The following is a 12,491-nucleotide window of genomic DNA, read 5'->3' as shown; positions in this document are numbered from 1 at the left end:
CCGCTTACCGCCTGCGCCTAGCGCGCGCGCTCCATCAACGCGACCAGATCCGCGGCATTTAACGCCACCGGATTGGCCTTCATCGACGAGGATGTCGCCGCCGAGTCCGCGGCGGCGGCACGGTCCCGCTCGGTTATGCCCAAAGCATCCAGCCCCGCCAACCCCGCGCCGCGCGACCAATCGGCCAACGTGTCGAAGGCCTGCTCTGGTGCGCCGCCCAAAGCCTGTGCGATCCATCCGCGCACATCCCTCATCCGCGCGCAAAGCCGCGTATCGGCGGGGTCGATCTTTGCCGCGTTCAAGGTCAACCCATGTGGCAAGAGCGCGCCGCAAATCGCGCCATGCGCGGCATTTGACAGCCCACCAAGCGGCCCTGCGAGGCCGTGGATCACACCAAGCCCCGCATTCGCCAAGGCCATTCCGCCGCTGACGCTGACCCATGCCATATCGTCGCGCGCGGCCTGCATCTGCGCCTGCGTCCCACCCGTCATAAGCGTTTTGAGCGCCGCGAGCCCCAACGGGATCGCATCACGGCAGAGCGCGTCCGTCATTCGGTTCGCGCGGGTGCTGAGGTAAGGCTCGATCACTTGGGTAATAGCATCCAGCCCCGACGCCAAGGTGATCGCCGCCGGGCAATCATCCGTCAATGAGGGGTCAATAATCGCGAGCCCGGGCAGCATCGCCAGATCGCGCAGGCTCACCTTACGCCGCGCGGCGGGCACCGAAATCACCGCGTTGCGTGTCACCTCGGCGCCCGTCCCCGATGTGGTTGGCAGGGCGGCGAAGGGCAGGGGGGATGATCGAGCGGCAGGCCAAGCCCGACGACCTCAAGATGATCAAGTGCGGGACGGGTGGCGGGGATCAGCGCCGCGATGGCCTTGCCCGTATCTATCGCCGCGCCGCCGCCAAGCGCGATGACGGCGCCGACATCAGCTTGGCGCGCGCGGGTCACGGCATCGGTGATCATGTCGAGATCGGGTTCGCGCAGCGCCGCGAAGATCGTCACCGTGCAGCCCGCGCCTGTCAGCGCGCCGCGCAGCCAGTCCGCGCGGGCGCTATTGGCGCCGGTGACCAACAATACGCGCGGCGCCAGCGCGGCAAGCTCGGCCACGCAATCGCGGGCAATGCCCCGCCCGAACCGGATCTGCCCCGCAGTTGCGAATGTAAAATGTGTCATGATATCCCCCCTCGCTGCGCGTCGGCAGGTGGGCCATGACGCGCGTTCCTGCGTTGTTATCAAACCTGCGCGCTGCGAGAGCAAGGCCTTTGGCCAGCCTATAAAAACGCCGGCCCGCCAACCGCGGGGAGGATGCGGGGCGGGCCGGACGCGCAGGCGTTTGCCGTCTGTCGCTTACGCGAGATCAGTCGGCAGCAGCGCTGCGGGGAGGTTCTGGTAGCACACGGGCCGCAAGAAGCGGCGGATCGAGAGCGTGCCGACCGAGGTCGCACCAAAGTTGGTGCTGGCGGGGTAGGGGCCGCCGTGAACCATCGTATCGGACACTTCGACGCCCGTCGGGAAGCCGTTTGCCAACACACGGCCGGCCATCTTTTCCAACACAGGCAACAAGGCCCGCGCGAGATCGATATCGGCATCGTCCATTTGCAACGTCGCCGTCAGCTGGCCGGTGAAGCTTTGCGCAATCTCGATCATCTGCGCTTCGTCCTGAACGCGGATCACGAGGCCGAGCGGGCCGAAGACTTCCTCCGCGAGGTCGTGATCGGCGATCCAGTCTGTGGCGGAAACCTCAAACAGGTAAGGTGCCGCCGAGCGACCGTCACACGATGTCTCGACAAGGGCTTTGACGCCTTTGCCTGCCGCAACACGCTTTGCGCCGTCGCGGAAGGACGCCGCCATGCCATCTGTCAGCATGGTTTGTGCCGCGCTGGTTTTCAGGGCCTCAGCCGCCGCCGACACGAAGGCATCCGCATCTGGTCCGTCGATCACAACCGCGATGCCGGGGTTGGTGCAGAACTGGCCTGCGCCCATGGTCAAGCTGCCTGCCCAACCGCCACCGATTTGCGCGCCGCGCTCATTCGCCGCTGCGGGCAAAACGAACATCGGGTTGACGCTGCCCAATTCGCCGAAGAACGGGATCGGCTCGGGGCGCTGTGCGCATAGGTTATAGAGCGCGCGACCGCCGCCCAAGCTGCCGGTGAACCCGACGGCTTTGATGCGCGCGTCCTTGACGAGCGCCTCGCCAACATCGCGTTTGCCGCCTTGAACGAGGCTGAAGATGCGTTGATCCATGCCCAACTCGGTGAGCGCGGCAACGATTGCGTCGCCCACGACTTCGCCGGTGCCCGGATGGGCGCTGTGGCCTTTGACAACGACAGGGCAACCCGCCGCAAGCGCCGCCGCCGTATCGCCGCCCGCCACCGAAAACGCGAGCGGGAAGTTCGATGCGCCGAACACGGCAACAGGGCCGATCGGGCGTTGCATCATGCGCAAATCGGGGCGCGGGGCAGGCTGGCGATCAGGAAGCGCCGCATCATAACGACGATCCAGATAATCGCCGTTGCGGATATGGGCCGCGAACAGACGCAATTGGCCTGTTGTGCGCCCACGCTCGCCTTGCAAACGCGCCGCCGGCAGGCCGGTTTCCGCGCTGCCGATTTCGGTGATCGCATCGCCGCGTGCGTCGATTTGATCCGCGATGGTTTCCAGCAACAAAGCCCGCTGTTCACGCGTTGTTGCGGCAAACGCAGGGAAGACGGCATCCGCCGCCGCACATGCCTGATCGACGAGGGCGGGCGTGCCGACGGAATAGTCGAACGCCGCGCCGGTCGCGGGGGAGGAGGTAAAGGTTGCGTCGGTTTTGATCCGTTCACCTGCGATCAGGTGCGCGCCATGGGGAGTATGGGGCATGTTTTAGCGTCCTGTCCGTTCACGCCAAGCGGCGTATTTCGTCAAGTTTTCCTCATCCGTCGCGGGATAGAGGCCGATGATGGCTGCGCCACCATTCACTTGCTCCAGTACGAAATCTTCAAACGATTCCATGCCGGTGCATTCATCTGCAATTTCATCCGCGAGATGCGCGGGGATCACCATCACGCCGTCGCCATCGCCCAGCATCACATCGCCCGGGAACACAGGCGCGTCGCCGCACGAGATCGGCACGTTGATGTCAATCGCCTCATGCAATGTCAGGTTCGTCGGCGCGGAAGAACATGCGAAATAGGCTGGCATGTCCAATTCGCCAATCCCGACCGCATCGCGCACGCCGCCGTCCGACACAACGCCCGCCGCACCGCGCAGCGCAAGGCGCGTGATCAGGATCGAGCCTGCGGTCGCCGCGCGGCTGTCTTTGCGCGCATCCATCACCAACACGTGGCCCGCGGGGCAGGTCTCGATCGCGACCCGCTGCTTGTGATCCCGCTCGCGGAAGATGGTGATCGGGTTGCGATCTTCACGTGCCGCGATGTAGCGCAGGGTGAATGCCTGCCCGACCATGGTGACGGGCTTGCGCTCAACCGGTTTTACGCCTTGCACGAATTGGTTGCGCAGGCCGCGTTTGTAGAGCGCCGTTGCAACGGACGCGGTGGAGACTTTCTTCAGCTTTTCGCGCGTCTCGTCAGACAGGATGTAATCAGTCATGTTTTCTTTCCTCGGTGTGGCGTTCAAGCCTGAAGGGTTTTGGTTTTGGCGCGGTGGCGGCGCACCGCCCCCCAGATCGACAAGGCCCAGATCGCGAAGACGCAGACCCCGAGCGTTGCCGCGATCGGGCGCTCAAAGAAGGCGCTCAGATCGCCGCCGGATTTGATCATCGACGTCATGAACATGCGTTCGAACATCGGCCCGAGAACGAGCCCCAGAATGATCGGCGCAACGGGGAAGCCGTTGTCCTCCATGATCCAGCCCAAGATGCCGATGGCAAACATGATCACGATGCCAAAGACGGAGTTGGTCATCGCAAACGCGCCAACGATGCAAAGGCTCATGACGATCGGCAGCAAGACACGTGCCGGCACGCGCAGAACTTGACGCGCGGCCTTCACCGCGGCCCAACCCAGCGGCACCATCATCAGCGTCGTCAGGATAAAGATCATGAACACCGCGTAGATCAGCTGCGGATTCTGGATGAACACGGTCGGGCCGGGGTTCATGCCCTTCATATAGAGCACGCCAATCACGATCGCGGTGACGCTATCGCCCGGAATCCCGAACACCAGCGCCGGTATCCATGCGCCGCCGACGGCTGCGTTATTGGCGGCCGACGCATCGACGAGGCCTTCGACATGGCCTGTGCCATATTTTTCGGGGGATTTGGAGAAGCGCTTGGAAACAGCATAGGCCATCCACGCCGCGATATCCGCGCCAGCGCCCGGCAACGCGCCGATGATCGTGCCCATCAGCGATCCGCGAATGATATTTTTAGGGTGTTTACGGATAATCCCGCCAACGTCTTTGAACAAAGGCCCGTCATTGCGCGGCATCACGGCCGCCTCGGTATTGCGGTTAAGTTTGATTACGCCGCGCATGACCTCAGCCAGAGCGAAAAGACCGATCATCGCAGGGATAAATTCGACGCCCGCCAAAAGATCGACCTGACCAAGGGTGAACCGTGGCACGCCGGTTGTGGGATCGAGCCCAACCGTTGCAAGCGCCAGACCAATGAGCAGCGCAATCCCCGCCTTGAGCGGATCGCTGGATGCCACGAAAATCGCGCAGGACAAGCCAAGAAGCGCCAGCCAGAAATATTCGTAGGACGTGAAGCGAAGCGCGAATTCCGCCAGCATGGGCGCCGCCGCGATCAGAACGCCAACCCCCACCAAACCACCGATGCACGAGACCAAGAGATTTGTGCCAAGGGCCTCATTCAGCTTGCCTTTCAAGGAGAGCTGATAGCTATCCTCAACATAGGCGGCCGAGGCAGGCGTGCCCGGAATGCGCAGCAAAGCGCCGGGAATATCGCCCGCGAAAATCGCCATACCACTTGCCGAAACAATCGCCGCGAGCGCAGGGATCGGATCCATAAAGAACGTCAGCGGCACCAAAAGCGCAGTCGCCATCGTTGCGGTCAGGCCGGGCATCGCGCCGACGAACATGCCGAACGCACCAGCCAGCAGCGCGGTGAGAATGACCTCGGGGCTAAGAACAAGCGCAAGTGCCTGAAGAAGAACATCAAAACCCATTTAAAGCACTCCGTCCAATAGGCCGCGCGGCAAAGGCACGCGGAGCAGGCCGACGAACAACCACCAGCACGCAAAGCTCGTCGCGATGGCAAGCACGACCGCAACCCAAGGGCGCAGGCGCAGCACGAGGAACAAAACCGTCAAGCCAACGATCGAGACGGGGATAAAACCGAGCTTCGTCGACAAAAGGATTTGGGCGAGCACATTGCCCAAAACCGCGATCAGCGCCGGAAGGCCGCCCTCGCGCAAATCTTGGGTCCATGCGAAGATGGGGGTGTGATCCTCACCGATCTCCGCGCGATTGAGCCGCCGTGTTTGCACATCCCGAATGACGAGCAAAACGCCGCCGATCATGAACGCAGACGCGATCAGCTCGGGCAGGAAGGCCGCCCCGTAAGGCTGTCCGGCGAAGGACGGAAACTGGGACGCCTGCCAGAACATGGCCGCCCCAAGTAGCGCGAAAAATATACCCAAAAGGGCATCGGTGATCTTCATAATCCCCCCTTAATCCGGAAAAAGGGCGGATGCGGCCCAAACCGCACCCGCCCCGTGTGCCGTGCTTAGCCCTGGATCAGGCCAGCGGCCGACATCGTTTCGGCCATTTGCGCGTCGGCCTTCGTCATCATCTCGCCATGCGCTGCCGCATCGAGATAGACGAGGTTGAAGCCGCGACCGTTCATGAATTCAACGAATTCCGGATCTGCTGCGACTTCTGCGACGGCGGCGGCCAGTTTCTCGGCCACGTCCTGCGGGAGGTCTTTCGGCCCGCAAACGCCGCGCCATGTCGCCAGCTGGAACTCGCCGCCGCCCGCTTCTGCGAGGGTCGGAACATCCGGATGGCTTGCGGCGCGCTCTGTGCCCATCAGGCCCACGTTGACCGCGCGGCCCGCATCCACCATCGCCTTGGTTTCGCCGAGCGAGACCGTGACGATATCGATACCGCCAGCGATAAGATCCTGCATCGCAGGCGCAGAGCCTTCGGACGGCACCCAAGTCACATGGTTGCCATCAAGGCCGAGGGCCTTCATCCAACCGACGAGCGCGAGGTGCCAGATGCCGCCTTGCGACGTGCCGGACGCTTTGAACGTGCCTGGCTCGGACGCTTTGATCGCCGCGGTGAGGCTCGCGAGGTCTTTATATTCGCTGTTCGAGGAGATCGTAACCGCAGGGCTATCCGCATTCACAAGACCCAGTGGCGTGTAATCTTCCGAGGTCAGCTCGGTCAGGCCGAGGTGATGCATCATTGCGATCTCAACCGTCACGAGGCCAAGCGTGTAGCCGTCGTTCGGAGCCGTCGCGATGGCCGAGTGGCCGATGACGCCAGCGCCGCCGGTGCGGTTTACAACGTTGATCGGTTGGCCGAGGCGGCGCTCCAACAGGGCCGAAACCATGCGTGCGCAAGCATCCGTGCCGCCGCCAGCGCCCCAAGGCACAAGCATTGTGAGCGGGCGCGACGGGTAATCCGCGGCCCATGCCGCCGCCGGAACGAGGCTCGCAGCGGATGCAGCAGCCGCGCTTTTCAGGATGCCGCGGCGGGTGAATTTAGTGAAATCAGTCATAGTTTCCTCCCAGAAAATTGTGCCCTCAGGGGCGTTCACGCCGTCGGACGGGTCAATGCCAATCCGCAAACGCTCAGTGATGTTCCGCGCGCCTCCCTCCGCGAAGGGCGTGGTAAACCGGTGTGATTTGGTCGAGCTTGCGTCCAATTCGTAATAATTTGTAATATGCGATCTTCAACAAGTCAATATTTGTAAATATCAATCAAAACAAGTTATAAGCAGATCAACGCATGTGAGGAGAACATGATGCAACCATTAAAGATTGCTGTCGCGGGCGCAGGCGCGATCAGCGAATTCCACCTGAAGGGCTGGCAGGCGCAAGAGGCCGTTACGATTGCGGCGATTTGCGATCCTGACCGCGCGAAGGCGCAAGAACAGGCGGACCGATTCGGAATCGCGGAAGTCTTTACCGATATGGCCGAGATGCTCGACGCCGTGCGCCCGGATGCGGTGGATATCATTACGCCTGTCGGCAGCCATGCGCCGTTGGTGCGCCAAGCCGCCGATCGCGGCGTGCATGTGATGTGCCAAAAGCCGATGACGCCGACGGTTGCCGAGGCCGAAAGTCTGATCGCGGATGTGGGCGAGCGCGTGCGCTTCATGATCCACGAGAACTACCGTTTCCGCCCGCATTACGCCGAGCTGGGCAAGCGCGTGCGCGCGGGCGAGGTGGGCGAGGTGCGCCACGCGCGGATGACGGTGCGCGCATCGGCCGTGCTTGATTACCCTGGTAAGGTGCCGTTTTTGCTCAACCGCCAACCCTATCTAGCGAATTTCAAACGGCTTGTGGTGTTCGAAGTGCTGATTCACCATCTCGACGCGCTGCGCTCGATCTTGGGCGAGATGACGGTCGTGAACGCCGCTTTGGATCGGATGAATCCTGATCTCGCGGGCGAAGATGTCGCCCTGATCCAACTGCGCACCGCCTCGGGGGCATTGGTGCAGATTGATGCGAATATCGCCGCGCCCGGTCATCCGCCTTTGCCGGCCGATCGGTTGGAGCTGATGGGCAAGGCCGATACGTTGATCTATGATCGTGACCGCATTACCCTGCTGTCGAAGCCCGATGATGTGTCGATGCATGATCTGGCCGCGAATTATCAGGCCTGCTTCACGGGGGCGGTCACCGATTTCGTCCACGGTTTGCGCAGCGGCGATCGGTTCCAAACGGATCGTCTGGACAATCTGGAGACGCTGCGGCTTATGGAATTGATCTATCGCGCGGCTGGCGTGGAGATCTGATGCCTTGGAACCGGTCTCCGCTTGTCTGGTAGGGCTGCGTATGGTTTGAGTGAAGGAGACTGGTTTGAGTGATACCCCGCGCCCGTCATTGGCAGATCAGGTCTATGATCAGCTTTTGTCGAAAATTCTCGACGAGGAATATCCGGTGCATAGCCGGCTTCCCGCCGAGGATGTTCTGGCGCAGGGGTGTGGCGTTTCGCGGCCTATCGTTCGGGCGGCTTTGGCGCGGCTGCGGGATGACGGGATTATCCAATCGCGGCGCGGGTCCGGCAGCTATGTCTTGCGCCGCCCCGATCGCCATGTGGTCACGTTTGTGCCACTCGAATCCATCTCGGATGTGCAGCGATGCTACGAGTTTCGCATCGATGTGGAGGGGGCGGCGGCGGCTTGGGCGGCGCGGCGGCGCGACGAAGAAGATCTCGCCGCGATGGAGCACGCCTACCGCATGATGGAGGAAACCTATCAGCAAAACGCGGCTGCGGTGGAAACCGATCAGATGCTGCATCTCGCGATTGCGCGGGCCGCGAAAAATCCGTTTTTCTCGTCGGTGCTGGAATCTTTGGGGCAGCAAATCGCCTTCGGGATGAAGCTATCGCGGTCGCTGACCTTGCTGGATGTGCCCGTACGGCAAGATCTCGTTTTGGCGGAGCACCGTGCCATTTTGGATGCGATCCGGTTGAAACAACCCGATGCCGCGCAGGCCGCGATGCGCCAGCATATCGCGGCGGCGAAAGACAGGATGTTTGTGGGCGGGAATTGACACGCGGCGCGAGATCGGAAGATCCGCGCCGCGCTTTTTTATCCCGCAGGTTTGAAGCCTTGCAAGACGCCGCGCGTGGCGGCGACTAAGGGCTCATGCGTTTCTTTTAGGATGCTCACGCGGTCGAACCGGTCGGGATCGGCATTCACCGCCGCGCGGAGCGCCGCGCCAAACGCCATCCGCAGCTCGGTTCCGATGTTGAATTTACACACGGACGACCCTGTCGCCAGCAATCTGCGCTGCGCCAAAGGCACGCCGGACCCGCCATGGATCACCAGCGGCACCGTGGTCACCGCCTCAATCGCGCCGATGCGATCAAGGTCCAAGCCGCCCTCTTTATCTTGCTGCAAATGCACATTGCCGACCGAAATCGCCATCGCATCCACGCCCGTCTCGGCGGCGAATTTTGCAGCCTCCGCCGGATCCGTGCCGGCGGAATTTTCGCCGCCCGCATAGCCAACAAAGCCGATCTCGCCTTCGCAAGATGCCCCCGCCGCATGGGCCATCTCCGCGATTTTGGCTGTCTCCTCAATGTTTTGCGCCAAAGGTTTGCGCGATCCGTCAAACATGATCGAGGTGAACCCCGCATCCAGCGCCGCGCGGCAATCCTCGAACGTGTAGCCATGATCCAAATGCGCGACGACTGGCACCGAGGCGTTCTCCGCCAGATAGCGGAACATCTTGCCCAAGATCGGCAAAGGCGTATGCGCGCGGCAGCTTGGCCCCGCCTGCAAAATCACCGGACAGCCCTCGGCCTCCGCCGCCGCAACATAGGCGCGCATGTCCTCCCAGCCCAAAGTGACCAATCCGGCCACGGCATACTGGCCCTTCAGCGCAGGTTGCAGCACCTGTTCCAGTGTGACCAAACTCATTTGAACTTCGCCACCATGTCTTTGATCCCCGGGATCGTCTCGACCTGATAGGCGTGGGTCGGTTGGAAATATTGCACCAAGCTGCGCTGCGACAGCCCGCTCAAAATGGTGAAATAATACATCTCATAACCGGGCAAAACCGCGCAGGGGTGATAACCTTTGTCGAGGCAAATCGTCGAGCGATCCATGATGTGATAGGCATCCCCCGGCTTGTTATCCTCGCGCTGCAACATCTGCACGCCGGAGCCGTGATTGGGGCGGAAGCGGAAATTATACGTCTCGTCGTGGCGGGTTTCCAACGGCAGGCGATCGGTGTCATGCTTATGCGACGGGAAACCGGACCAACCGCCCTGACCCACGGTGAACAGCTCCGACACCAGCAACCGGCCGACCTTGCCGTGGTATTTCGTGCCCAAGATATGCTTGATCTTGCGGTGGGTTTTGGTGTCGTCGGACCCGTATTGCACCTTGTCCAGCTCCGCCTCGCGGATCTCGAACGGATCGAGCACTTTGTCATAGCGGCCACCGGCTACGAAAGTCTCGGTATCGGTGACGGCGATGATCTTCACTTTGGCGCCAACGGGGGCGTACACGCCTTCCGGCTCGCCATCCCAAACATCAACGCCGCGATTGCCGATGGTCGCGAAGGTGAGGCCTTCAATCTCGACATCGACAGTGCCCGTGGCGGGCACGATGCAGGTCTCATAGCCGGGCACCTGATACTCAAAGGCTTGCCCCGCTTTCAACATGACGATGTTGAAATAATTGAGCGGGACCGTCGGATCATCAATGTCGACGATGGGTTTGTTTTGGTTGTCATGTGGGGCGATATGCATCTGATTTCCTTACGTTATTTCAGTGGGGCCAGCATGGGTGGCCAAGAATTTTTCAAGATCGACAGGGTAGGGCATCGCGGGCGCGCAACCGGGTTTGGCCACCACAATCGCCGCACAAGCAGAGCCGCGCAGCACGGCGGATTTCAGATCATGGCCCGATGCCAGCGAGGACAGCATCCCCGCCATAAAACTATCGCCCGCGCCGGTGGGTTTGAGGGCGTCGACGCGGTAGATTCCGGTTTTGATCTCGCCCTCTTTGGTGATCGTGATCGCGCCGTTTTCGCCCATTTTGTAGACGACAATCGTCGCGGTTGTGGCGGCCAGATCGCGGGCTTTTTGCAAGCCGTGCTCGATTCCGCCGGCCATAAACCCAAATTCCTCATCATTGCCGACGATCACATCCGACAGGGCCGCGGCCTGTGACAGAACCTCCTCCGCCACCTGCGCCGAGGGCCAGGAATAGGGGCGGTAATCCACATCGAAAATCACCGGCAATCCGGCGGCGCGCGCAAGACGGAAGGCCTCAAATGACGCCGCCCGTGATGGCTCCGCCGCGAACACTGTCCCCGCCGCGATCAGCGCGCCAAAGCCTGCATACTCAACGGCTTGCACGTCCTCCATCGCCATCTCGAAATCCGCCGCGCGGTTGCGGTAGATCACCGATTGATGGCCTTTGATCCGGCTTTCATAGAGCGCCAATGAGTTGCGCGCCTCGCCGCCCTCATCGCGCACATAGCGCGCGTCCACGCCGTAATGGGCCAATTTATTGCGGCAAAACCGGCCCACCGCATCGGCCGAGACGCGCGTCACAAGCGAGGCCTCGGCCCCCAGTTTCACCAATCCCGCCGCGATATTGGCCGACGATCCGCCCATATCGGCGGTAAAACTGGCCGCATCTTCGACCGCCACGCCGACATCGGGGAACAAGTCCATCCCGACGCGGCCCACGACGACGAACCGGTTTTTGCGAATTTGCGCAATCACATCCGCCATCACACGCCCTTCCGCTGCTTGACGCGGCTCGCCTCGATCTCGGCGTGTTTCGCGGCAACATTGGCGTTCTCGGTGACATGCGGCGTGCCGACTTCCCACCAAGTATGGCCCTGTTTCGTCCAGCCCTCATAGGCATCGACCTTCATCACGATGACGGATGTCCGATCCGCCGCCTTCGCGCGTTTGAACGCCTCGCCAAATTCGGCGGGATTGGTGACGGTTTCCGCCAGCGCCCCCATCGATGCGGCATGGGCCTCAAAATCAACCGCGAAGGGCGCGGGGATCGTCGGGCAATCCTCGATCAGATTGTTGAAGCTCTCATTGCCGGTGTTGTTTTGCAGCTTGTTAATCACCGCAAAGCCGCCGTTATCGAGCACGCAAATGATCAACTTGCGCTGTGAGAGAACCGACGAATACACATCCGAATTCATCAAAAGATACGATCCGTCGCCGGTGAACACCACGGTGTCGCGGTCGGGTTCGCGTTCAAACTGGGCGATCCGCGCGCCCCAACCGCCGGCGATCTCGTAGCCCATGCAGGAGAAGCCGAATTCGATATCGACGGTGCCGATCTCTTTGGTCTGCCAATGCGCGGCCACTTCGGCGGGCAATCCACCGGCGGCGGCGACAACGCGGTCCCGCGGATCGCACAGATCGTTAACCACGCGAATGGCCTGCGCATAGCAATTGGGGCCGTTGGACGGCGCGGTGATTTTATCGGTATAGGCGACCCATTTTGCGCGCTCGGCCTGCGCAAAATCGAGCCAGTCTTTGGGCGCGGTATAGGCGCCAAGCGCAGATTCCAGCGCCAAAAGTCCCAGCTTCGCATCGCCAACAATCGGCGTGGAAAGGTGCTTGGCCGCATCATGGCGCGCGACATTCAGGCCGATAATCTTGGCGTCCTTGGCAAAGGCGGTCCATGATCCGGTGGTGAAATCCTGCAACCGCGTGCCGACGGCCAAAATCACATCGGCCTTCTCGGCAATCGCATTCGCACTGTCAGACCCCGTCACACCAACCGGCCCGATATTGAGCGGATGCCCCTGTTTGAGGTTCGCGCGCCCTGCGATGGTTTCCACGACAGGGATGCCATGCG

At 61.8% G+C, this 12,491-nt stretch carries 13 protein-coding genes; 2 read left to right on the top strand and 11 right to left on the bottom strand.

Features of this window, described 5'->3' with window-relative positions; all coding sequences use genetic code 11:
- Nucleotides 1-17 precede the first annotated feature (17 nt).
- The 7 genes from SJY32_RS15705 to SJY32_RS15675 form a co-directional block, all read right to left on the bottom strand.
- On the bottom strand, nt 18-746 hold the full coding sequence (locus SJY32_RS15705; protein ID WP_376877862.1) for an iron-containing alcohol dehydrogenase: 729 nt from the start codon (nt 744-746) through the stop codon (nt 18-20).
- On the bottom strand, nt 743-1,177 hold the full coding sequence (locus SJY32_RS15700) for an iron-containing alcohol dehydrogenase (protein WP_376877859.1): 435 nt from the start codon (nt 1,175-1,177) through the stop codon (nt 743-745). Before SJY32_RS15700 ends, SJY32_RS15705 begins: the two co-directional genes overlap by 4 nt.
- Nucleotides 1,178-1,351: 174 nt before the next feature.
- Nucleotides 1,352-2,866, bottom strand: a complete 1,515-nt coding sequence (locus SJY32_RS15695) for an aldehyde dehydrogenase (NADP(+)) (protein ID WP_376877856.1) — start codon at nt 2,864-2,866, stop codon at nt 1,352-1,354.
- A gap of 3 nt (nt 2,867-2,869) precedes the next feature.
- Complete coding sequence (locus SJY32_RS15690; protein ID WP_376877853.1) at nt 2,870-3,595, bottom strand: ribonuclease activity regulator RraA; 726 nt, start codon at nt 3,593-3,595, stop codon at nt 2,870-2,872.
- A gap of 23 nt (nt 3,596-3,618) precedes the next feature.
- Entirely contained in the window at nt 3,619-5,133 is a 1,515-nt protein-coding gene (locus SJY32_RS15685; RefSeq protein ID WP_376877850.1) for a tripartite tricarboxylate transporter permease, read from the bottom strand.
- Nucleotides 5,134-5,628, bottom strand: coding sequence for a tripartite tricarboxylate transporter TctB family protein (locus tag SJY32_RS15680; protein ID WP_376877847.1), 495 nt, complete (start codon nt 5,626-5,628; stop codon nt 5,134-5,136). It lies immediately after the preceding gene.
- A gap of 65 nt (nt 5,629-5,693) precedes the next feature.
- Nucleotides 5,694-6,692 carry a tripartite tricarboxylate transporter substrate binding protein gene (locus SJY32_RS15675; RefSeq protein ID WP_376877844.1) on the bottom strand — a complete coding sequence of 333 codons (999 nt, stop codon included), beginning with the start codon at nt 6,690-6,692 and terminating at the stop codon, nt 5,694-5,696.
- A gap of 246 nt (nt 6,693-6,938) precedes the next feature.
- Between SJY32_RS15675 and SJY32_RS15670 the strand changes: the two genes are divergently transcribed.
- Nucleotides 6,939-7,934, top strand: a complete 996-nt coding sequence (locus tag SJY32_RS15670) for a Gfo/Idh/MocA family protein (protein WP_376877841.1) — start codon at nt 6,939-6,941, stop codon at nt 7,932-7,934.
- A gap of 64 nt (nt 7,935-7,998) precedes the next feature.
- A complete protein-coding gene (locus SJY32_RS15665) occupies nt 7,999-8,694 on the top strand; it encodes a FadR/GntR family transcriptional regulator (protein ID WP_376877838.1) in 696 nt (231 codons plus the stop codon).
- A gap of 38 nt (nt 8,695-8,732) precedes the next feature.
- Here SJY32_RS15665 and SJY32_RS15660 read toward each other — a convergent pair whose 3' ends face one another.
- From SJY32_RS15660 to SJY32_RS15645, 4 genes are all read right to left on the bottom strand, one after another.
- Nucleotides 8,733-9,566 carry a class II fructose-bisphosphate aldolase gene (locus SJY32_RS15660; protein ID WP_376877835.1) on the bottom strand — a complete coding sequence of 278 codons (834 nt, stop codon included), beginning with the start codon at nt 9,564-9,566 and terminating at the stop codon, nt 8,733-8,735.
- The gene (locus SJY32_RS15655; RefSeq protein ID WP_376877832.1) at nt 9,563-10,402 is read right to left on the bottom strand and encodes a 5-deoxy-glucuronate isomerase; all 840 of its coding nucleotides are present in this window, start codon (nt 10,400-10,402) and stop codon (nt 9,563-9,565) included. Before SJY32_RS15655 ends, SJY32_RS15660 begins: the two co-directional genes overlap by 4 nt.
- A 9-nt stretch (nt 10,403-10,411) precedes the next feature.
- On the bottom strand, nt 10,412-11,395 hold the full coding sequence (gene iolC, locus SJY32_RS15650; RefSeq protein WP_376877829.1) for a 5-dehydro-2-deoxygluconokinase: 984 nt from the start codon (nt 11,393-11,395) through the stop codon (nt 10,412-10,414).
- Nucleotides 11,395-12,491 (bottom strand): thiamine pyrophosphate-dependent enzyme (locus SJY32_RS15645; RefSeq protein ID WP_376877826.1); only part of this gene is annotated, 1,097 nt, incomplete at its 5' end. The genes iolC and SJY32_RS15645, both read right to left, overlap by 1 nt.

Source organism: Albirhodobacter sp. R86504 (assembly GCF_042466415.1).
Taxonomy (GTDB): domain Bacteria; phylum Pseudomonadota; class Alphaproteobacteria; order Rhodobacterales; family Rhodobacteraceae; genus Albirhodobacter.
Note: the sequence above shows the minus strand (reverse complement) of the source record. Positions and strands in the feature narration are given on the sequence as shown.